Annotated in this window: 18 protein-coding genes; 14 read left to right on the top strand and 4 right to left on the bottom strand. The window is 68.2% G+C overall.

Annotated elements, in window-relative coordinates:
• Positions 1 to 26: 26 nt before the first annotated feature.
• Positions 27 to 968 carry a protein translocase subunit SecF gene (gene secF, locus ABGV18_RS00780; RefSeq protein WP_396584392.1) on the top strand — a complete coding sequence of 314 codons (942 nt, stop codon included), beginning with the start codon at positions 27 to 29 and terminating at the stop codon, positions 966 to 968.
• 112 nt (positions 969 to 1,080) lie between these two features.
• On the opposite strand, the gene ABGV18_RS00775 is transcribed toward secF, so the two are convergent.
• Positions 1,081 to 1,899: an inositol monophosphatase family protein gene (locus tag ABGV18_RS00775; protein WP_396584391.1), complete on the bottom strand. Its 819-nt coding sequence runs from the start codon at positions 1,897 to 1,899 to the stop codon at positions 1,081 to 1,083.
• 175 nt (positions 1,900 to 2,074) lie between these two features.
• Here ABGV18_RS00775 and ABGV18_RS00770 point away from each other — a divergent pair, with 175 nt between their 5' ends.
• From ABGV18_RS00770 to der, 12 genes are all read left to right on the top strand, one after another.
• Positions 2,075 to 2,893 (top strand): TrmJ/YjtD family RNA methyltransferase, encoded by an 819-nt coding sequence (locus ABGV18_RS00770; RefSeq protein WP_396584390.1) that lies wholly within the window; start codon positions 2,075 to 2,077, stop codon positions 2,891 to 2,893.
• 23 nt (positions 2,894 to 2,916) lie between these two features.
• Positions 2,917 to 3,729 (top strand): serine O-acetyltransferase, encoded by an 813-nt coding sequence (cysE, locus tag ABGV18_RS00765; RefSeq protein WP_396584389.1) that lies wholly within the window; start codon positions 2,917 to 2,919, stop codon positions 3,727 to 3,729.
• 126 nt (positions 3,730 to 3,855) lie between these two features.
• On the top strand, positions 3,856 to 4,356 hold the full coding sequence (locus tag ABGV18_RS00760) for an Rrf2 family transcriptional regulator (protein WP_396584388.1): 501 nt from the start codon (positions 3,856 to 3,858) through the stop codon (positions 4,354 to 4,356).
• Positions 4,357 to 4,814: 458 nt separating this feature from the next.
• Positions 4,815 to 5,240, top strand: coding sequence for a nucleoside-diphosphate kinase (ndk, locus tag ABGV18_RS00755; RefSeq protein ID WP_396584387.1), 426 nt, complete (start codon positions 4,815 to 4,817; stop codon positions 5,238 to 5,240).
• A 41-nt stretch (positions 5,241 to 5,281) separates the two neighbouring features.
• Complete coding sequence (gene rlmN / locus ABGV18_RS00750) at positions 5,282 to 6,412, top strand: 23S rRNA (adenine(2503)-C(2))-methyltransferase RlmN (protein WP_396584386.1); 1,131 nt, start codon at positions 5,282 to 5,284, stop codon at positions 6,410 to 6,412.
• The gene (gene pilW, locus ABGV18_RS00745) at positions 6,409 to 7,188 is read left to right on the top strand and encodes a type IV pilus biogenesis/stability protein PilW (RefSeq protein WP_396584385.1); all 780 of its coding nucleotides are present in this window, start codon (positions 6,409 to 6,411) and stop codon (positions 7,186 to 7,188) included. The genes rlmN and pilW overlap by 4 nt, the downstream gene beginning before the upstream one ends.
• Complete coding sequence (locus ABGV18_RS00740) at positions 7,185 to 8,264, top strand: RodZ domain-containing protein (RefSeq protein WP_396584384.1); 1,080 nt, start codon at positions 7,185 to 7,187, stop codon at positions 8,262 to 8,264. The genes pilW and ABGV18_RS00740 overlap by 4 nt, the downstream gene beginning before the upstream one ends.
• A complete protein-coding gene (gene ispG, locus ABGV18_RS00735) occupies positions 8,261 to 9,382 on the top strand; it encodes a flavodoxin-dependent (E)-4-hydroxy-3-methylbut-2-enyl-diphosphate synthase (RefSeq protein WP_396584383.1) in 1,122 nt (373 codons plus the stop codon). The genes ABGV18_RS00740 and ispG overlap by 4 nt, the downstream gene beginning before the upstream one ends.
• Positions 9,383 to 9,394: 12 nt before the next feature.
• Entirely contained in the window at positions 9,395 to 10,645 is a 1,251-nt protein-coding gene (hisS, locus tag ABGV18_RS00730) for a histidine--tRNA ligase (protein ID WP_396584382.1), read from the top strand.
• A gap of 30 nt (positions 10,646 to 10,675) precedes the next feature.
• A complete protein-coding gene (locus tag ABGV18_RS00725) occupies positions 10,676 to 11,299 on the top strand; it encodes a tetratricopeptide repeat protein (RefSeq protein ID WP_396584381.1) in 624 nt (207 codons plus the stop codon).
• Positions 11,296 to 12,447, top strand: a complete 1,152-nt coding sequence (bamB, locus tag ABGV18_RS00720; protein ID WP_396584380.1) for an outer membrane protein assembly factor BamB — start codon at positions 11,296 to 11,298, stop codon at positions 12,445 to 12,447. Before ABGV18_RS00725 ends, bamB begins: the two co-directional genes overlap by 4 nt.
• Positions 12,448 to 12,483: 36 nt before the next feature.
• The gene (gene der / locus ABGV18_RS00715; RefSeq protein WP_396584379.1) at positions 12,484 to 13,902 is read left to right on the top strand and encodes a ribosome biogenesis GTPase Der; all 1,419 of its coding nucleotides are present in this window, start codon (positions 12,484 to 12,486) and stop codon (positions 13,900 to 13,902) included.
• Positions 13,903 to 14,111: 209 nt separating this feature from the next.
• Here der and cysZ read toward each other — a convergent pair whose 3' ends face one another.
• The 3 genes from cysZ to queF are packed head-to-tail and all read right to left on the bottom strand — an operon-like array spanning position 14,112 to position 16,523.
• Positions 14,112 to 14,870, bottom strand: a complete 759-nt coding sequence (gene cysZ, locus ABGV18_RS00710; RefSeq protein WP_396584378.1) for a sulfate transporter CysZ — start codon at positions 14,868 to 14,870, stop codon at positions 14,112 to 14,114.
• A complete protein-coding gene (locus tag ABGV18_RS00705; protein ID WP_396584377.1) occupies positions 14,867 to 16,129 on the bottom strand; it encodes an FGGY family carbohydrate kinase in 1,263 nt (420 codons plus the stop codon). Before ABGV18_RS00705 ends, cysZ begins: the two co-directional genes overlap by 4 nt.
• 4 nt (positions 16,130 to 16,133) lie before the next feature.
• Complete coding sequence (gene queF / locus ABGV18_RS00700; protein WP_396584376.1) at positions 16,134 to 16,523, bottom strand: preQ(1) synthase; 390 nt, start codon at positions 16,521 to 16,523, stop codon at positions 16,134 to 16,136.
• Between the two features lie 414 nt (positions 16,524 to 16,937).
• On the opposite strand from queF, the gene ABGV18_RS00695 reads away from it, so the two are divergent.
• Positions 16,938 to 20,411, top strand: coding sequence for an AAA family ATPase (locus ABGV18_RS00695; RefSeq protein WP_396584375.1), 3,474 nt, complete (start codon positions 16,938 to 16,940; stop codon positions 20,409 to 20,411).
• Positions 20,412 to 20,469 lie beyond the last annotated feature (58 nt).

Below are 20,469 nucleotides of genomic sequence, written 5' to 3'. Positions count from 1 at the left end.
GGCAATCGAATCAGACGAGTGACACCATGAACGTATTTCCAGCCGACGCGCGATTCGACTTTTTCGGCAAGCGCTACTTCGCCTACGCCCTGTCGGCGATCCTGCTGCTGGTCGCGGCGGGCTCGCTGGCGACCAAGGGACTCAACCTCGGTCTGGACTTCACCGGCGGGGTGGTCGTCGAGCTGGGCTACCCGGGCGGGGCGCACATCGAGTCGGTGCGTGACACGCTTGATGCCCAGGGTTTCGACCAGGCGGTCGCCCAGCTGTTTGGCTCGTCGGAGTCGGTGCTGGTGCGGTTGCCGCCGACGGGTGAAAGCCAGTCGCGGCTCGCCGACCAGGTGCTGACCGCGCTGCAGTCGGAGTCGGGTGACGTCACCATGCGCCGGGTCGAGTATGTCGGTCCGGCGGTGGGCAAGGAGCTGTTCAACGCCGGCGGACTTGCCCTGCTGGTCGTGCTGGCCGGCATTCTCGTCTACGTGGGCTTTCGTTTTCAGGTGCGCCTGGCCGGCGGGGCGATCCTCGCACTGGCGCACGACCTGGTGGTGGTGCTGGGCATCGTCAGTCTGGTGGGGCTTCGCTTCGACCTGACCGTGCTGGCGGCCTTCCTCGCGCTGGCCGGCTACTCGATCAACGACACCATCGTGGTGTTCGATCGCATCCGCGAGAACTTCCAGAAGATGCGCAAGGGCACCGAGAAGGAGGTGATGAACGCCTCGGTCAACCAGACCATGTCGCGCACGGTGATTACCTCGGGCACCACCTTCCTGACCGCGCTGGCATTGTTCGTCTTCGGTGGCGAGGCGCTGTACGGCTTCTCGTTGACGCTGCTGCTGGGTATCGCGATCGGCACGTTCTCCTCGGTCTACGTTGCCTCGGCGATCTCGCTGGACATGGGCCTCAGGCGCCAGGATCTGCTTAAGCTGGATGACCGCGATCGGCTCAAGCAGGCCGAGGACAGCGCGCCCTGATCGCCGGCCTCGCTCACCGGCAACGGTGCCCGAGTCGGGTGTCGCCGGTGCCGGACAGAAGAAAGCCCGCAACGGATGCGGGCTTTTTCGTGTCCTGCGTTGTCGCGGCGGATTATTCGGGCCGGGACACCGCGCGCCAGGTTTTTTCACCCTTGCTGATGGCCTGGAGCATGGCGTGAACCAGCTTGGGATTGGCGCAGATGACGTTGCCACTGCCGAGGTAGTCGTCGCCGCCCTGGTTGTCGATCACCACGCCACCGGCCTCGCGGACCAGCAGAACGCCAGCGGCCATGTCCCAGGGCTTGAGGCCGAATTCCCAGAAGCCGTCGAAACGGCCGGCGGCCACGTAGGCCAGGTCCAGCGCGGCCGAGCCGGGACGACGGATGCCGGCGATCGGGCCGTGCAGCGCCCGCAAGGTCGCGATGTAGCGCTCGAGGTTCTGGTCGTCGCGGAACGGAATGCCGGTGCCCAGCAACGCGCCGTCCAGCCCCTTGCGCGGGGTGACGCGGATGCGGCGGTTGTCGAGAAAGGCCCCGCCGCCGCGCTCGGCGGTGAACAGTTCCTGGTTCACCGGGTTGTAGATCACCCCCAGTTCCAGTCGGCCCTTGCGTTCCAGTGCGATGGAGACCGCGTAGTGGCCGATGCCGTGCAGAAAGTTGGTGGTACCGTCGAGCGGATCGATGATCCAGCGAAACTCGGCGTCTTCCTGCCCGGCCGCGCCGGACTCCTCGGCGAGGATGCTGTGGTCGGGGTAGGCGCGCAGCAGGGTGTCGATGATCGCCGCCTCGGCCTGGTGGTCGACCTCGCTGACGAAGTCGTTACGCTTTTTCGACTCGATAGTGAGGTCGTTCACGCGATCGCGGCTGCGGGAGATGATGCTGCCGGCGGCGCGGGCGGCGCGCACGGCGATATTGAGCATGGGGTGCGGCATAATGGTCTGGTCGGCTCGACGAGCGAATGGTGGATGACGGGCCGTGGCAGGCGGTTTCCTCACTGCCGGTGGCGCGTCCGGGCCGGTCGAATGGACCGTGATGCCCGGTCGGGACGCTGATGGCGCCCCGTTCCTCGGATCCGGAATTATACGCGTAAACGCCCCTATGTCAGCCATGCCGCAATCGTCCGCTCCCACGCACACCATGCCCTCCGCCGAGTTCCTTGCGCGGATCGAGATCGTGCTTTGCCAGACGTCGATGGCCGAGAACATCGGCGCCGCCGCCCGGGCGATGAAGACCATGGGTCTCTCGCAGCTGGTGCTGGTCGCGCCCCGAGCTAGTCGGGCGGCGATCGACGACAAGGCCCGGGCGGTGGCCACGCATGCCGCCGACGTGCTGGACGCGGCGCGCGTGGTCGATTCGGTCGACGCGGCGGTGGCCGACTCGGTGGCCGTGTGGGCGACGACCGCCCGGACGCGCAGCCTGGCCCTGCCGTTGCTCGATGGGCGGGCGGCGGCCGCTGAGGTCCTGCGGCAGGTCGGCTCACTGCCGGCCGGTTCGCCCGGCCGGGTCAGCATCCTGTTCGGCGCCGAGCGCACCGGGCTGACCAACGAGGAGTTGGGCGTGGCCGATCATCTGCTCGCGTTGCATGCCAATCCGGACTACCCGGTGCTCAACCTCGCCCAGGCGGTCCAGTTGGTGGCCTACGAGTTGTTCCACGCCTCGCGCCAGCCGGAACCGTTGCAGGCCGGCGGCGAGCCGCCGGCCCGCAAGGCCGAGCTTGCTACACTCTGCGCTCGTCTCGAGGCGGCGCTGGCCGAGCGCGACTACTTCCCCGGCGCCGACGCGGCGGAGACGGAGCGCCACGCCCGGCGGTTGATGCAGCGCCTGCGCGTGATGCTCAACCGGGCCGAGCCACGGCGCGATGAGTTGCAGATCCTGCAGGGCATGCTGACCGCGCTTTCCCGAAAGGGGCGCGGCGGGGCGGATTGATCGATAGATTGCGGAGCAAGTGCATGGGTTGGTGGAAAACGATTCTTGATGACGTCGACAGCGTGTTCGACCGCGACCCGGCGGCGCGTAGCCGCTGGGAGATCGCGCTGACCTATCCGGGTCTGCACGCCGTCTGGTGGCACCGCGTCGCCCATGCCTTGTGGCGGCACAACTGGCGCTTGCTGGCCCGGCTGATCTCCAACGTCAGCCGCTGGCTGACCGGTATCGAGATCCACCCCGGTGCCGAGATCGGACACCGTTTTTTCATCGATCACGGCATGGGCGTGGTGATCGGCGAGACCGCCGAGATCGGCGATGACTGCACCCTCTATCACGGCGTCACGCTGGGCGGCACCACCTGGCGCGAGGGCAAGCGTCACCCGACCCTGGGCGCCGGCGTGGTAGTTGGGGCCGGGGCAAAGATCCTCGGGCCGATCACCCTCGGCGAGGGCGTGCGGGTCGGCTCGAACGCCGTGGTGCTCAAGGATGCGCCCGACGGCGCGACCCTGGTTGGCATCCCCGCGCGCATGGTCGAACAGCATGCTGAGCAAAACGAGACCAAGCGACGCGTGGCCCAACGGCTGGGTTTCGATGCCTACGGCGTGGCCCGCGACATGCCCGATCCAGTGGCGACGGTGGTCGATCGCCTGCTCGATCACGTCCAGACGGTCGACGGTCAGCTCGACGAGATGGCTGACGCCTTGCGCTCGCTGGGGGTGGACGTCTCTCGACCGAGTCGTCCCAGCCTGGATGGCTGCCATCTCGACGAGGAAGACCGACTGATCGGTTGCGGTCGCGACGAGGCGGTCGATGAGGGCTCGGTTCGGCGCGACTGACCCGACAGGCGGCCACCCATATACAGCGCCCTGTCGCCGGACTATGATGGGGCGACTATCCCCGAGAGTCCCGCTCGGGATTGACCCGTTTTGGCGGCCCCGAGAGGGGCTGCCCGGAGGTTTGCAATGAGGCTGACGACCAAGGGCCGCTACGCCGTCACGGCCATGCTCGACCTGGCCATCCATGACCACGGCCAGCCGACGGCACTAGCCGACATCGCCGAACGACAGTCGTTGTCGCTTTCCTACCTCGAGCAGCTGTTCGCCCAGTTGGGCCGCGGGCAACTGGTCAGCAGCGTGCGTGGCCCGGGTGGCGGTTACCAGCTGGCCCGGGAGCCGGCGCGGATCAACGTCGCCGAGATCGTCCACGCGGTCGACGAGGTGGTCGACGTCACCCGGTGCGGGGGACGCGGCAACTGCCAGGACGGCGGCCAGTGTCTTGCCCACGACCTCTGGATGGGGCTGTCGGCGCAGATCCAGGGGTTCCTCGAGTCCATTTCCCTGGCCGACCTGGTGGAGCAGCCCGACGTGCTCGGCGTCTCCGCCCGCCAGGACAATCAGCTGCAGCAGACGCGCGACGAGCGCTCCCAAGCCGTCGCTACCGGCATGCGGGGCGTCGGTCCCTGATCGACCGGTTCGGCGCGGCTGTCGCTCCGGCTGCCGCCCGATCGGTTCGCATGGATTGTTTTCCGGTGAATCGTCAAGGAATCTCTGCGCGAATAGCCAACGCCTCTGCGGGTCGCCAGGCGCCCAGATGCAAGGCGTAGCGCGCCGCCCAATGGCCGTAGTCATTGGCAAGCGCTGCAACGCCGCAGGTGGGTGCCTGGCGACCCGCCCTCCGGGGCTTGCCGGCTTGCTCGCCCTCGGTGTTGCCGATTCTCGGCGGGCAACGAGCCCGACTTCGAATCGGCGCCTTGATGGCGAACAAGCCGGTAAGCCAGAGGCATTGGCTATTCGTGCAGAGGTTCCTTAAACTATCGCGCTTTGCTGTCGCTCACCCTCGGTGAGCGACAGCTTCCTGTTTCCGTTTTCTTTTTCACGTTTCACCGGGGCGGTCCGATCCCGCCCGACCAGGAGATAATTTCATGGCCGTAGAACGCACCCTTTCGATCATCAAGCCAGATGCCGTTGCCAAGAACGTGGTTGGTCAGATCATCTCGCGCTTCGAGGATGCCGGCCTGTCGGTGGTCGGTGCGCGCATGCTGCAACTCACCCGCGAGCAGGCCGAAGGCTTTTACGCGGTCCACAAGGAGCGCCCGTTCTTCGGCGAACTGGTCGGCTTCATGATCTCCGGCCCGGTGTTCGTCCAGGTGCTCGAGGGCGAAAACGCCGTCGCCAAGAACCGTGACCTGATGGGCGCGACCAACCCGAAGGATGCCGAGCCGGGCACCATCCGCGCCGACTTCGCCGAGTCGATCGACGCCAACGCGGTCCACGGTTCGGACAGTGCCGAGAACGCGCGCACCGAGATCGACTTCTTCTTCAAGCCCGACGAGTTGACCAGCCGCTAAGATCGCTGGCACCTTCTCGGGTCATGACACGGGTGGCCTGAATGACTTCGACCGACGAACGCATCAACCTGCTGGGCCTGGCGCCTAGCCGCCTGCGTGCCTGGTTCGCGGAGATGGGCGAGAAGCCCTTCCGTGCCAACCAGGTGCTCAAGTGGGTGCACCAGCGTCGGGTCGAAGACTTCGACGCGATGACCGATCTGGCCAAGAGCCTCCGTGAGAAGCTCAAGGAGATCGCCTGCATCCAGGCCCCCGAGATCCTGCTCGACCAGGAATCGAAGGACGGGACGCGCAAGTTTCTCGTCGATACGGGCGGCGGCAACTCCGTGGAGATGGTCTACATCCCCGAGGACGACCGCGCGACCCTCTGTATTTCCTCGCAGGTGGGCTGTTCGCTCACCTGCACCTTCTGCTCGACCGGCCGACAGGGCTTCAATCGCAACCTGTCGACCGCGGAGATCGTTGGTCAGCTCTGGCTGGCCGAACGATTGATCGAACGTCGCTTGCCGACCGGCAAGGCGATTAGCAACGTGGTCTTCATGGGCATGGGCGAGCCGCTGCTCAACGAGCAGGCGGTGGTGGACGCCGCCGAGCTGATGCTTGATGACCACGCGTACGGCCTGTCCAAGCGGCGGGTGACCATCTCGACCTCCGGCATCGTCCCGGCGATCGATCGGTTGGGCCAGCGGCTGCCGATTTCGCTTGCGATTTCGCTGCATGCGTCCAACGATGTGTTGCGTAACGAGCTGGTGCCGATCAACGAGAAGTACCCGCTCGACCAGTTAATGGCCGCCTGCGACCGCTACGCTGAGGTGGTGCCTCATGGGGCGATCATCTACGAGTACGTGATGATCCAGGGGGTCAATGATACCCCCGAGCATGCCGACGAACTGATTGCCCTGCTCGGCCCGCGCAAGGAGGCGGTCAAGATCAATCTGATCCCGTTCAACCCTTTCGAGGGTTCCGGCTACGAGCGCTCCTCGCGCAACCGCATCGAGCGGTTCCGGGCGCAACTCAAGGCGGTGGGGATCAACACCGTGCCGCGCAAGACGCGCGGTGACGATATCGATGCCGCCTGCGGCCAGCTGGCGGGCAAGGTCGCCGATCGCTCGCGGCGGTCGGATCGGCTGGCGCAGATGGGGCTGGGCCAGGGCGTCGTGGAGGTGACTCGATGAGCCACCGCCTGTTGAGCGTGTGCGTGGTGGTGCTCGGCTTGACCGGCTGCGCGACGACCGGCGGCCTGGAGGGCGATCGTGGCTCGGTCGAGCGCCACGTCGGCGAAAATCGTCAGGCCGCCGAGATCAATACCGAGCTGGCCGCGGGCTACATGCGCGAGGGCGAGCTCAAGATTTCCATGGAGAAGGTCCGGCGGGCGATCCGGTTCGACAGCGGCTACGCCCCGGCCCACCACGTCCATGCCCTGCTGCTCCAGCGCCTGGGTGAGGACGACAAGGCCGCCAAGGCCTTCGCCCGGGCCGTTCGTCTCGATGGCGATAATTCGGACATGGCGAACAACTACGGCGGTTTTCTCTGCTCGCAGGGCGATTACGAGCGCGCTCAGGCGATGTTTGGTCGGGCCTATGGCGACCCGTTGTACGAGACCCCGGAATACGCCCTGGTCAACTCCGGCCGCTGCTACCAGCAGGCCGGCGACCAAGCCCAGGCGCTGGCCCAGTTCCGTCGTGCCGTGGCCGAGGGCGCACGCCAGCCGGCGGCCCTGCTGGGTGTGGCGCAGGCCTTGCTGGAAACCGGCGAGGCGGCCGAGGCGGCCGAGGTGATGCGGCAATACGAATCACGCCATCGGCACACCCCGCGGTCGCTGACCGTCGCGATCGCGATCGATCGCATGGTGGGTGACGAGCAGGCATTGAAGAACCACCGCTTGATCCTGCGCGGCCGATTCCCGGATTCGCCGGAGGCCCAGGCACTGGAACAGGGAGGCAGTCGATGAGCGAGCAGGAGCGGCGTGAGCCCGCGGTTGGAGCAACGGTCCATGAGCCGGACGAGGCGATCACCCTTGGGCAGGACGTCACCGGCCCCAGTGTCGGCGAACGCATCCGGCATGGCCGCGAAGCCGTCGGTCTGAGCACCGCCGATCTGGCCCAGCCACTCAACCTCGATCTGAAGGTGATCGAGCGCATTGAACGCGACGAGCTCGACGCCGTGCCGGGTCGTCCGTACATCCTTGCCTACCTGCGGACCTGGGCCGGGCAACTGGGCCTCGACGGCGACGAACTGATCGCCCAATACAATGCCCAGCGTGCCCCGGACAATAACGGGGTGGTGCAGGGAGGCATCCACCCGACACTGGATGTCATGGAGCCCCGCGGTGGTCGCCTTGGCCGTCGCTTGCTGGCATGGCTCGGCATCCTGATCGTCATCGCGATCGTGGTAGTGGCCCTCTCGCGCCTGGATGCCGATCGTGTGCAGGCCTGGTGGGCTGACTTGAGTGGCGAGACGGCCGAGTCCTCGACCAACGCCGATTCGGCTCCCGTTGACGGCGAGGGCTCGGGCGACGAGCGTCCGGCCATCGAAGGTGCCCTCGACGAGCCCCCCGCACCGCCGACCGAGGCCCCTGCGCCGACCGAGACGGCCGCCGGGCCGGTCGAGGGTGTCTCGCTGGCGCTGCCCGGCGAGCGCCTGGCCGCGATCGGTGCGTTGGGGGAAGGTCGTGACCAGCCCGCGGAGGGCGAGTCCGGCCCATCCGCCGATGCCGCCGACAGCGAGCCAAACGCCGATGCAACGGTTGCCTCGGCCGAGCCGGCCGCCGACAGGCCGCCGGCCCTGCTGCTGCGCGCCACCCGCGCCGACAGCTGGGTCGAGGTGCGTGACGGCAATGGCGAGCGGTTGATGTACGACGTGCTGGCCGCCGGCGAGGAGCGCGCGTTTGCCGAGGCCGCCGGGCCGTTCTCGCTGGTGCTGGGGCATCCCGAGGGGTTCGAGGTTGAATACCAGGGCGAACCGGTTGAGCTGGGCGAGGCCAGCGATAACACCGGCGTGCTGCGAACGACCGTGGGGAATTCATGAGTTTTCAACCGATTCCGGTGACGCGTCGCTTGTCCCGTCGGATCCAGGTCGGATCCGTGGGCGTGGGTGGCGATGCGCCGATCTCCGTCCAGTCGATGACCAACGCCGATACCTGCGATGTCGAGGCGACGGTTGCGCAGATCGAGCGTCTGATGGCCGCCGGCGCGGACCTGGTGCGGGTCTCCGTGCCCAACATGGAGGCCGCCGAGGCCTTCGGCAAGATCAAGCAGCGGGTCTCGATCCCGCTGATCACCGACATCCACTTCGACTACCGCATCGCCCTGCGCGTGGCGGAGCTCGGTGCCGATTGCCTGCGCATCAACCCGGGCAATATCGGCCGCGAGGACCGGGTGCGCCAGGTGATCGACTCGGCACGTGACCACGGCATCCCGCTGCGCATCGGCGTCAACGCCGGCTCGCTGGAGAAAGACCTGCAGCAGAAGTACGGCGAGCCGACCCCGGACGCGCTGGTCGAGTCCGCCCTGCGGCACATCGACATCCTCGACCGGCTCGACTATCCCGAATTCAAGGTCTCCTTGAAGGCCTCCGACGTCTGGATGACCCTGGGCGCCTACCGCAAGCTGGCCACCCAGATCGAGCAGCCGCTGCACCTGGGGATCACCGAGGCGGGCGGGTCGCGCGCCGGGGCGGTCAAGTCGGCGGTGGGCTTGGGCATGCTGCTGGCCGAGGGCATCGGCGACACCCTGCGCGTCTCGCTGGCCGCCGACCCGGTCGAAGAGGTCAAGGTCGGCTGGGATATCTTGAAGTCACTGAAATTGCGCAGCCGTGGCGTCAACCTGATCGCCTGTCCGTCCTGTGCCCGCCAGGAGTTCGACGTGATCAAGACCGTCAACGCCCTGGAGGAGCGTATCGAGGACATCGACCTCCCCATGGATGTCGCCGTGATCGGCTGCGTGGTCAACGGCCCCGGCGAGGCCCGCGAGGCGTCCATCGGCCTGACCGGCGGCCAGCCCAATCTCCTGTACGTCGACGGCAAGCCCTCGCGCAAATTGTCCGAAGAAGAGCTGGTCGACCAGATCGAACACACCATTCGCGAGCGCGTCGCCCGGGACAAGGCCGCCCATGAGGCGGCCCACGATTCCAGCGACGACCGATAACCTGATCCCAAGATGAGCAAGACGCCCAAGAGTATCCGGGGCATGCACGACGTGCTGCCCGACGACACGCCCGCCTGGCAGCGGCTGGAGACCGCGCTGCGCGAGACCGCCGCCGCCTACGGTTACGAGGAAATCCGCATGCCGATCGTCGAGCAGACCGCGCTGTTCGCCCGGTCGATCGGCGAGGTGACCGACATCGTCGAGAAGGAGATGTACACCTTCGACGACCGCAACGGCGATTCGCTCACCCTGCGCCCGGAGGGCACGGCCGGCTGCGTGCGCGCCTGCCTGCAGCACGGCATCATCCACAACCAGCAGCGTCGGCTGTGGTACACCGGGCCGATGTTCCGCCACGAGCGCCCGCAGAAGGGCCGCTATCGCCAGTTCCACCAGTTCGGCGTCGAGACCTTCGGCGTGGCCGGGCCGGAGCTGGAGGTGGAGTTGATCCAGATGGCCGCCTCGCTCTGGGATCGCCTCGGCATCCAGGACGTGCGCCTGGAGATCAACACGCTGGGCCAGCCCGAGGCGCGTGCCCGCCACCGCGAGGTACTGGTCGAGTATCTGGAGTCACACGCCGATCAGCTGGACGAGGAGGCGCGCCGTCGCCTGCACGACAACCCGCTGCGCGTGCTCGACAGCAAGAACCCGGCGATCCAGGAGATTCTCGAGGCGGCCCCGAAACTGGCCGATTACCTCGACGAGGATTCGGCCGCCGACTTCCGTAAGACCTGCGAGCTGCTCGACGCGCTGGGCATCGAGTATCGGGTCAACCCGCGGCTGGTGCGCGGGCTGGACTACTACAACAAGCTGGTATTCGAGTGGATCACCGAGTCGCTGGGCGCCCAGGGCACCATCTGCGCGGGCGGTCGCTACGATGGGCTGGTCGAACAGCTCGGCGGCCGTGCCACACCGGCGGCCGGGTTCGCGATCGGTATCGAGCGATTGCTGTCGCTGGCCGACACGCCCGCGGATGCGGGTCGTGCCGACATCTACGTGGTCGTGCCGGAGGTGGCTCGCCAGGGGGCGGGGTTGCGGCTGGCCGACCGCCTGCGTCGCACCTTGGTCGGTCGACGGGTGCAGTGTAATCTCGACGGCGGCAGCCTCAAGGCACAGTTTAAGCGCGCGGACCGTAGTGGCGCCGCGACCGCGCTGATCGTCGAGGACGAGACCGGCGAGCAGGTCTCGGTCAAGCCGCTGCGCGGCGAAGGCGAGCAGCAGACCGTCGCCGCGGACGCCCTCGACACCCTCTTGGCCACTAACTAACGTATTTCGGGAACATTTTCGGGAACCCCTATGGTCGCCTCAGACGAAGAACAGATTGAACGCATCCGCGATTGGTGGTCGGAGCACGGCAAGACGGTGATTGCCGGGGTCGTGCTCGGGCTTGCCGCCCTGGTCGGCTGGCAGGGCTGGCAGGGCTGGCAGGACAATCGGGTCGCTTCGGCCTCCGCGGCCTTTGCCCATCTCGAGCAGATGGCGGTCCGCGGTGAAGGTGACGTGGTCGAGCGGGCGCGCGAGGTCGCTACCAGTCACGACGGCACCAGTTACACCTCGTTGGCCTGGCTGATCGGTGCCGGTGCCGCCGTCGAGAACAACGATCTCGAAACGGCCGCGTCCTATCTGGAGCGGGCGCGCGCGAGCGCCGACCGGGTCCAGCTGGTCGCGACGGTTGATCTGCGGCTCGCCCGGGTGCTCTGGGCGCAGGGCGAGCACGACGCCGCGCTCGAGCGACTGGCCAACCCGCCGGCCGGTTTCGGCGGGCTGTTCGCCGAACTGCGGGGCGATATCCTCGCCGAACGCGGTGACCTGATCGCCGCCCGCGAGGCCTACGAAACCGCGGTCGAGTCGGATGCCGCCAATGACCTGCTGCAGATGAAGCTCGATAGCCTGCCGGCGAACGCGGAGGAGGCGTCATGATGACCACGCAATACACTCGGTGGACCCTGCCGCTGGCCGTCGTCCTGGCCGTCGTCCTGGCCGGCTGTTCGGCGCCGCGCGAGTTGGTCAAGCCCACGCCGCTGCAGGAAATCGACAACCAGCAAGCGCCCCAGGTCGCCTGGAGCGCTTCCTCCGGCGGTGATCAGGACAATCAGCTGACCGCCATCGCGCCGGTCGAGGACGAGGGGCGTGTCTTCGTGGCCGGACCGCAGGGCGACGTGCTCGCCTACGACCTCGAGTCGGGCAAGCGGCTGTGGTCGGTCGATCTCGATGCCGACCTGAGTGTCGGCGGCGGGGCCGGCGAAAACATCGTGGTTTTCGGCAGCGAGGACGGTCGCGTCTTCGCCCTGGCCGCCGACACTGGCGAGCGTCGCTGGGATGCCTCGATTCGCAGTTCCGTGGATGCCGCTCCGTCGGTCGGCTTCGGTGACGTGGCCGTGCGCGGTCGTAACGGCACGTTGGCCGTACTGGATGCCGAGACCGGCAAGGTGCGCTGGCGTCAGTCGAAGAACCCGCCTGCCCTGACCCTGCAGGGCCAGGGTCGCGTGCTGATGTTCCCTGACGCCCTGGCCGCCGGTTTCGACGACGGCACGATCGCCGTCTTCGCCCGCGAGGACGGCCGGGAGCTGTGGAGCCAGGCCGTGGCGCTGCCCACCGGTCGGACCGATGTCGATCGCATGGTGGACGTCGACGCCACGCCGGTGTTTGTCGATGGCGTGTTCTACGCCGCGACCTACCAGGGCAAGTTGGTCGCCATGGCGGCCCAGGGCGGGCGCGAGCTGTGGTCACGTGATTTCTCCAACACCAGCAACATGGCGGCCGGTGGTCGTGCGCTCTACCTGAGCGACGCCGACGGCGTGATCTGGGCGATCGATCGCCGCAGCGGCGACGCCCTGTGGCGCCAATCCGATCTCAAGCACCGCGGCCTGACCGGCCCGGCCCTGATCAATGGCTATCTGGTCGTCGGTGATCGTGAGGGCTACGTACACGTGCTCTCGACCACCAGCGGTGCGCTGATCGGCCGGGCCGACTGGGGTGACCCGCTGATCGATCCGATCCAGCAGGCCGGCGGCCAGGGCCTCGCGGTCACCCGCGACGGCAAACTGCGGGTGTTCACGCTTGACTAATTTCGGCATCTGCCACTCCACGAGTCCCGTGATCCGATGAAACCCGTTATCGCCCTGGTCGGCCGTCCCAACGTGGGCAAGTCGACGCTGTTCAACCAGCTCACTCGCAGTCGTGATGCACTGGTAGCCGATTTTGCCGGCCTGACCCGCGATCGGCAGTACGGCGAGGCCTACCACGAGGAACGCGGTTGGCTGGTGATCGACACCGGCGGGCTGACCGGCGAGCGGGGCGGCATCGAGGCCCTGATGGAGGATCAGGCCTGGCTGGCCGTCGAGGAGGCCGACCTGATCGCGTTCCTCGTCGATGGGCGGGCCGGGCTGACCGCCGCCGACGAGCAGATTGCCGCGGAGTTGCGCCGGACGGGCAAGCCGGTGCTGCTGGTGGCCAACAAGACCGACGGTGTCGACGAGCACGAGGTGCAGGCCGAGTTCTGGGCGCTGGGCATGGGCGAGCCCGAATACATCGCCGCCTCGCACGGGCGCGGCATCGGCGGGCTGTGGGAGCGGCTCGAGATGATGCTGCCGCCGGAGCTCGCCGAGGAGCCGGCCGAGGAGCCCGAGGGGCGAGGGATCACCGTCGCCCTGGTCGGTCGCCCCAACGTGGGCAAATCCACCCTGACCAACCGCTTGCTGGGCGAGTCGCGCGTGCTCGCCTTCGACGAGCCGGGCACCACCCGCGATTCGATCAAGATCCCCTTCGAGCGGGACGACAAGCCCTACACGCTGATCGATACCGCCGGGGTGCGGCGCAAGTCGCGCGTCGGCGAGGCGATCGAGAAGTTCAGCATCGTCAAGACGTTGCAGGCGATCGACGCGGCCAATGTCGTGATCCTGGTGCTCGATGCGCACACCGGCATTACCGAGCAGGACCAACACCTGTTGGGTTTCATCCACGAGCGTGGTCGGGCCCTGGTGATCGCGGTCAACAAGTGGGACGGGCTGGAATCTGACGTGCGCGAGCGCGTGGCCTCGGAAATCGAGCGCAAGCTCGGCTTTATCAATTACGCCAAGATCCATCGCATTTCCGCCTTGCACGGCACCGGCGTGGGTCACCTGTTCGAGAGCGTCGATCAGGCCTATGACGCGGCCATGCGCTCTATCTCGACCAACGCGCTCACCCGGACGCTGGGCGCCGCCGTGGAGCAGCACCAGCCGCCCCTGGTACACGGACGGCGCATCCGCCTGCGCTATGCCCACCAGGGCGGCAGCAACCCGCCGATCATCGTCATTCACGGCAAGCAGACCAAGCGCCTGCCGGGGCATTATCACCGCTACCTCGAGTCCTACTTCCGCCGCGAACACGACCTGATGGGCACCCCCATCCGGATCGAATTCCGCACCGACTCGAACCCCTACGAGGGCAAGGTCGACCGGCGCACCCCGCTGCAGAAGGTCAAGCAGAAGAAGGCCGAGGCCCGTCGGCGTTCACCGGGCCGCGAGTCGCGCAAGGGCTGAGTCCGAGGGACGTCATCGCTTCGGTTAGAGCTTTCCGTCCGACAAGGGGGTACGCGCCGTTGGCGCGTTTCTCTTGCGGGGCAGTTCCCACGGTGGTGCCTTCCCCTTCGTCTAGCGGCTACCCCACCGTGGTGGGAGCGCGCCCTGCGCGCGAAGGCCGCCCCGGCCCAGGCATGCCAACGGACGACCGAATCTCGACGAGCTCTCGGCTATCGGTCCTTAGCTCTGACGGCCTTTCCCTCGAACCCTTCCACCCACATCCGGGTCGCGCCGCAGACGCCCACCGGCATGGCAAAGAAATTCGCCACGGGCACCATGGTCATCAGCGTCATCAGGCTGCCGAAGCCGAGTGTCAGGGCGGGTCGCTGGCGCAGGCGGCGGCGTTGCTCGCGAAACGAGAGACCGTGGTTCCCCGCCGGGTTGTCGACGTATTCCAGGCTCATCATCCAGGCCGAGAACAGGAACCAGGCGAACGGGGCCAACAGGTTCAGAACGGGGACGAACCACAGGATCACCAGCGGGAACGCCCAGGCCGCTAGGTAGAGCAACCGGCCGATCTCGCCGGCCACCGCGCCAACTGCGCCGGTGATCATGTCCTGGTCGTCCTCGGCCGGCGGTTGTCCGGTCAAATGCGTCTCGACCCGGGCGGCAAGCACGGCGTTGAACGGCGCCGCGATTAGGTTGGCCACCAGCGTGAAGGTGAAAAAGGTCGCCAACAGGAGGCCGAGCACCACGATGGGCATCAGCAGCCAGTAGAGGAAATCGAGCCAATCGGGCAGCAGGCCCTCGACCCAGTCGCCGGCGACGCTCAGCAGTAGCCAGCCGGCCAGGCCGAACAGCAGGGTGTTGATGAAAAGCGGGATCAGGGTGAAGCGGCGCAACCCCGGCTGCCACATCAGCCGCCAGCCGGCCACCCAGTAACCCAGCCCGCCCATTTCGCGCGCCACCTGCGTGAGTGGTTGGGTCATGTGCTCTCTCCTTTGGACAATGCCGCTAGGCGTGCCGCGCCCACGGCTGCCTCGGTGTGCTCGGCCGTCTGCACCGGCACGCCCAGTGTGCGTTCGCGGATGCGGGAGAATACCGGGCTGCGCGCCCCGCCACCGGAGGACAGCACCCGTCGCACGGCCGTGCCCCCCAGCGCGGCGAAACGTCGATAACCCAGGGCCTCGATCCGCGCGATGCCGCGCAACAGGCCACCGAGGAACGCGGCCGGGTCGTCCGGGCGCGGTGTCAGCCGCGGGCTCATCTCGGGGGCGACCACGGGAAACCGTTCGCCTCGCCCGGCCAGCGGCCAGTAACCCAGGGTGTCCGGGGCCGCCGGGTCGACCGATTCGCTCAAGCTGGCCAATGCTTCGGCATCGAAAAACGCGGCCAGTACCCGACCGCCGGTATTGGATGCCCCGGAGACCGCGAAGCGGTGACCGAAACGATGGCTGTACACCCCGCTGGCCGCATCGCTCACCGGGGCTTCGCTGATCAGTTTCAGGGCCAGCGTTGAGCCCAGGCTGGTCACGCCGTCACCTTCCTCGCTCGCGCCGCTGGCCCAGAGGGCGGCCATCGAGTCGGTGGTGCCGGCGGCGACGATCACGCCCTCCGGCAGGCCCCAGCGTCGGGCCAGGTCGGGCGTGATGGACGCGACGGCGGTGCCGGGGCGACGCACCTCGGGCAGGCGGTCGCCGAATCGATCGAGCAGGGCGGCCGGCCAGCGTTCGGTCACCGCATCGAAGCCCCACTTGAGCGCGTTGTTGCTGTCGCTGACATGCTGGCCGGTCAGGCGGGTGACGAACCAGTCGGCCTGGCTGACCGGTCGTCCGGCCTGGCCGCGCTCCTCGGCCAGAAACCGCCAGCGGGCGAGCGCGGACAGCTGGGCGTCGGGGTCGAGTTCCAGCCGGCGCAGTTTAACGAGCTGCTCGCGCCCCTGCGGGTCGTCGTACATCAGCGCCGGCCCTTGTGGCCAGCCGTCGGCATCGATGGTCAGCACCGTGCCCGAGGTGCCGGCAAAGGCCAACGAGTGGACCTCGGCCAGCCGCCCTTCTTCGCCGAGATGGCCCATCAGGCGGTCGAACGCCGCCCACCAGTCGGTCGGGTTCTGCTCGTGGCCGTCAGGGGGCGGTGGCGTCGGCCAGTCGGCCTTTTCCAGCCAGAGGCAGTTGCCGGTGACATCCAGGGCGGCGATGCGCAGCCCCGAGGTGCCGACGTCGATACCGAGATGCCGGGCTGCCGCCATGGGATCAGGGCAGCTCGACTTTCGGCGCCGGCGCCCAGCCGTCCTGGCGGTGTTCGACCACCACGTTGGTCCAGATGCCGCCGCGCACGTTCCAGCGGCCGGTCAGGCGCAGAAAGCGCGGGTTGATCGCGTTGACGATGTCGTCGGCGATGCGGTTGGTCATCGCCTCGTGAAAGCCGCCTTCCTCGCGGAACGACCACATGTACATCTTCAGCGATTTGAGCTCGACGCACTGCTGGTCCGGCACGAAATCGATCAGGATGGTGGCGAAGTCCGGCTGGCCGGTCTTGGGGCACAGGCAGGTGAACTCGGGCACTTCCATGTGAATGGTATAGTCGCGTTCCGGATGCGGGTTGGGGAAGGTTTCGAGTGTCTTGCGGGGTTGCGTCGACATGGAAGCGTGTCCTGTTGCGGCAGATGAAATGGTGAGCGGGGCGTTTAACCGGGGGACGGATTATAAGGCCCCGAGCCGGCCCTTGCCGACCGGTGCGGCCGATCACGGCTTCCACCTCTCCGGTGGGAGCGTGCCCCGCAAGCGACATGCGCCGTCAGGCGAGTGCCTGCGTTATTGTCTGTCGGCATCGCTCGAACCGGGACGGCCGCTCGCGCTGCCTTCGCGGGCAAGGCCCGCTCCCTCAGGGAAAATAGCCGCAAAGACGTCGGGACCGCCCCAGTGCGAGCTTGCCTTGCAAGCGAAACGCGCCTTTGGCGCGTGTCCCCGCATCGGTCTGACACAAAGCCTCGACGGGGGCGGCTGGTGCCGCCTTCCCGGGCGAGGCCCGTTCCCACAGTGGCAGGTGGTTGCTGCATGCGCCTGACCCGCCTGTACCTCGCCGGCTTCAAGTCGTTCGCCTCGCCCACCGAGATCCGCCTGCCGGCGAATACCCTGGCGATCGTCGGGCCCAACGGCTGTGGCAAATCCAACCTGATCGATGCCCTGCGCTGGGTAATGGGCGAATCCTCTGCCCGCCACCTGCGCGGTCAGGCCCTCGATGACCTGATCTTTGCCGGCAGTGGCGAGCGGGCTGCGGCCAGTCGCGCCGTGGTCGAGCTGACCTTCGACAACCGCGAGCGCCGTATCCACGGCCCCTTTGCCGCCTACAACGAGCTGACGGTCCGGCGCAGCCTCGACCGCGACGGCCAGTCCCGCTACGAGATCAACAACACCCGCGTGCGTCGCCGCGACGTGGTCGACCTGTTTCTCGGCACCGGCGTGGGCGCGCGCTCCTACTCGGTGATCGAGCAGGGGCAGGTCAACCGCATCGTCGACGCCAAGCCCGACGAGTTGCGCGGCTACCTCGAGGAGGCCGCCGGCATCTCGGTCTACCGCGAGCGCCGCCGCGAGACGGCCAATCGCATCGGTCACACCGAGGAAAACCTGTCGCGGCTCAACGACATTGCCGCCGAGCTCGAGCGCCAGGAGGCCACGCTCGCCCGTCAGGCCCGCTCCGCGCGGCGATATCGCGAGCTATCCACCGTGCGTCGCCGCCGCCAGGTCGAGACCGCGGCCGTCGCCCTGATCCAGGCCCGCGAGGAGCGTCAGCGTCTCGACCGGATCGTCGCCGACACCGGCGAGACCGAGGCGGCCTGCGAGGCGCGAGTTTCCGCCGCCGAGGCGGCCCAGGACGAGGCCGAACGCGCCCTGCAGGCCGCCGGAGAGCGGCTGGCCGAGCTGTCGGCCGAGAAGTACCGGCTGGCCAACGACCTCAATGCCGTCACCACGCGCCAGGCCGAGCTCGACGCCCGGCTTGAGGGGCTTGATCGGCAGGCGCACCACGACCGGGAGACCGCCGAACGCCGCGAGGCCGAACGCCGCGAGGCCGAGGCCCGCCGTGAGCGCCTGATTACCGAGCAGCGCGACACCCGTGCCTCCCTCGATGACCTCGCTGCCGCCCACGAGCGTGCCCGCGATCATCGCTCGATCGCCGAAGCCGAACTCGACTCACTGCGCCGCGAGGCGATGACCGCCGCCGAGGCGCGTATTGGCCCGCAGCGTGAGCAGGCGCGGCTCGGCGAGCGTCTTGATGCCGTGGCGCGCGAATACCGGCGACTCGAATCCGCCCCGGCCGCCGCCGAGCTGGGTCGGGCGCGTGAGGAACGGGCCGAACTGGAACGCGAGCGCGTGCAACGCGCTGGCGAGGTCGAGGCGGCCGAGACAGCCATCAAGGCGATCGAACGCGACCATGACGAGGCGGTGGCGGCCGTCGAGGCCAGCGAGGCCGTCCTGAACGAAAAGGATGAGGCTCGGCGCCAGGCGCGTCACGTGCACGATGGGCTCACCGCCGAGCAGCAGGCCCTCGATCGATTGCTTGCCGCGCATGCGCCGCAAGATTCAGACGGTCCGTCGGGGCCGCGACTGGTCGAGCGGCTGGTCGAGGCCGATATCCGCGAGCCCTGGGTCGGTCATGCACTGGGCGAGGCGCTGGAGGCCGAGATGGTCGAGGACCTCGATGCGATGGTGGCCGCCGAGATCGACCGGTTCCACGAGATGGAAGGCGCCGGTGGTTGGTGGCTGGAGGCACAGGCGGGTCGCGATCCCGATTGGCTTGCCGAGCGCGTGCGCGACTTTCCGGGGCGGCCGGTCGAGGACCTGGATGCCGCCTTGGCCCGCCGCCCGTCATTGGCGACCGGCGAGTTCCTGATCACCCCGGCCGGCTGGTGGGTCGGGCGGCACTGGCTGGGGCGCAGCGGCAACGCGGGCGCCGCGACCCACCTGGCCCACCTGGCCCGTCGCCGCGAACTCGAGGAGGGGATCACGCAGGCCGAGGTCTCACTGGAACAGGCCGAGACGGCACTGGACGAGAGCCGGCGGCGGTTCGAGGCCGACCGCAAGGCCGTCGAGGCCGCACGCCAAGAACGCGACAAGCAGGCGCGCGCGCTCGAGTCGGCGCGCCTGGCGGACCGGCATCTCGGTGAACGCCTCGAGCGCCTGAAACAGACCGTCGAAAAGCTCGAGGCCCGCGCGGCCGCCGAGTCCGAGGAACGGGAGGCCGCCCGCCGGGAGCAGTCACGGCTCGAGGCCGAGCGCGATGCGGCGGCCGAGGCCGTGGCCGAGGCCGATCAGCGCCGCAACCAGGCCGTCGAACGACAGGAGTCGGCCCGTGAGGCACTGGAGGCCGCTCGTGAGGCCGCACGCGTGGCGGCCGACCGCTTTCATCGGGCCCGTCGTGAGATCGACCAGCGCGACGAGAGCATCGCCCGGCTTGGCGACGAGACCCGGCGGCTGGATCACGAGCGCGAGGCGATCGCCCGTCGCCTGGATGAGCAGGCCCGCGAGCGCGAGCGGGCGCAGGCCGAGCGCGAGGGCTTGATGATCGAGCGGGCCCGTCAGGCCGAGCGCCTCGCCGAGGCGGAGGCAGCCGAGGCCCGGGCGCGAGACGATCAGCGGGTGACCACCGAGACCCAGGCCGCAGCGCGCCAGGCGGTGGTCGAGGTGCGTGGCGAGCGCGACGCGGCCCGGGCGAAGAGCGAGCAGGCCCGCATCGATCGCGCCCAGGGCGAGACCCGCGAGCAGCATGCCCGCGGCCGTTTGCAGGAGGCCCGCGACCAGCTCGCCGACGACGAGGAGGAGCCCGAGACCGAGGCGATCGAGCAACTGGCCGTCGAGTCGGGGGTGGCCGAGCGCCTGGCTGCGGAGCTCGCCGATCTCGAGACCCAGATCCGCCGGCTGGGCGCGGTCAACCTCTCCGCGATCGAGGATCATCGCGAGGTCGAGCAGCGTCGCGAGGAACTGGGTGGCCAGATCGCGGATGTCGAGTCGGCGCTGGCGCAGCTGGCCGAGGCGATCGAGACCATGGATCGGCAGACCCGCGAGCGTTTCCGCGAGACGTTCCACGCGGTCAACCAGCGCCTTGGTCCGCGGTTCGAGGCGCTGTTCGGTGGGGGCGAGGCTCGCCTGGAATTGACCGGCGACGACCCGCTAGATGCCGGGGTGGCCCTGATGGCCCGTCCGCCCGGCAAGCGCATCAGTCATCTGTCCTTGTTGTCGGGGGGTGAGCGGGCGCTGACCGCCACGGCCCTGATCTTCGCGATCTTCGAGCTCAACCCCGCGCCGTTCTGCATTCTCGACGAGGTCGACGCCCCGCTGGACGAGGCTAACGTCGGGCGCTTCTGTGCTATGGTTTCGGCCATGTCGGACCGGGTGCAGTTCATGTACATCACCCACAACAAGACCACCATGGCGAGCGCCTCGGCGCTGGTCGGCGTGACCATGCGCGAGGCCGGCGTGTCGCGCATCGTGTCCGTCGACATCGATGCCGCGGTGGGTCTGATCGAGACCTGATCCGGATGTTCCCAACAATTGTCGCGAGCGGACCCGTGAGCCACCAGACCTATCGAAC

Origin of the sequence: Guyparkeria halopsychrophila (assembly GCF_044582135.1) — a bacterium.
Classification (GTDB): domain Bacteria; phylum Pseudomonadota; class Gammaproteobacteria; order Halothiobacillales; family Halothiobacillaceae; genus Guyparkeria.
This window is presented reverse-complemented; position numbering and strand designations above follow the sequence as displayed.

Bases quoted from the DNA above. Each gene is read 5' to 3' on its own strand.
- ABGV18_RS00725 (WP_396584381.1), top strand. From the start codon at position 10,676: ATGGTCGCCTCAGACGAAGAACAGATTGAACGCATCCGCGATTGGTGG.
- pilW (WP_396584385.1), top strand. From the start codon at position 6,409: ATGAGCCACCGCCTGTTGAGCGTGTGCGTGGTGGTGCTCGGCTTGACC.
- der (WP_396584379.1), top strand. From the start codon at position 12,484: ATGAAACCCGTTATCGCCCTGGTCGGCCGTCCCAACGTGGGCAAGTCG.
- secF (WP_396584392.1), top strand. From the start codon at position 27: ATGAACGTATTTCCAGCCGACGCGCGATTCGACTTTTTCGGCAAGCGC.
- ABGV18_RS00740 (WP_396584384.1), top strand. From the start codon at position 7,185: ATGAGCGAGCAGGAGCGGCGTGAGCCCGCGGTTGGAGCAACGGTCCAT.
- ABGV18_RS00760 (WP_396584388.1), top strand. From the start codon at position 3,856: ATGAGGCTGACGACCAAGGGCCGCTACGCCGTCACGGCCATGCTCGAC.
- queF (WP_396584376.1), bottom strand. From the start codon at position 16,523: ATGTCGACGCAACCCCGCAAGACACTCGAAACCTTCCCCAACCCGCAT.
- ispG (WP_396584383.1), top strand. From the start codon at position 8,261: ATGAGTTTTCAACCGATTCCGGTGACGCGTCGCTTGTCCCGTCGGATC.
- rlmN (WP_396584386.1), top strand. From the start codon at position 5,282: ATGACTTCGACCGACGAACGCATCAACCTGCTGGGCCTGGCGCCTAGC.
- hisS (WP_396584382.1), top strand. From the start codon at position 9,395: ATGAGCAAGACGCCCAAGAGTATCCGGGGCATGCACGACGTGCTGCCC.
- ABGV18_RS00775 (WP_396584391.1), bottom strand. From the start codon at position 1,899: ATGCCGCACCCCATGCTCAATATCGCCGTGCGCGCCGCCCGCGCCGCC.
- cysZ (WP_396584378.1), bottom strand. From the start codon at position 14,870: ATGACCCAACCACTCACGCAGGTGGCGCGCGAAATGGGCGGGCTGGGT.
- cysE (WP_396584389.1), top strand. From the start codon at position 2,917: ATGGGTTGGTGGAAAACGATTCTTGATGACGTCGACAGCGTGTTCGAC.
- ABGV18_RS00695 (WP_396584375.1), top strand. From the start codon at position 16,938: ATGCGCCTGACCCGCCTGTACCTCGCCGGCTTCAAGTCGTTCGCCTCG.
- bamB (WP_396584380.1), top strand. From the start codon at position 11,296: ATGATGACCACGCAATACACTCGGTGGACCCTGCCGCTGGCCGTCGTC.
- ABGV18_RS00705 (WP_396584377.1), bottom strand. From the start codon at position 16,129: ATGGCGGCAGCCCGGCATCTCGGTATCGACGTCGGCACCTCGGGGCTG.
- ABGV18_RS00770 (WP_396584390.1), top strand. From the start codon at position 2,075: ATGCCGCAATCGTCCGCTCCCACGCACACCATGCCCTCCGCCGAGTTC.
- ndk (WP_396584387.1), top strand. From the start codon at position 4,815: ATGGCCGTAGAACGCACCCTTTCGATCATCAAGCCAGATGCCGTTGCC.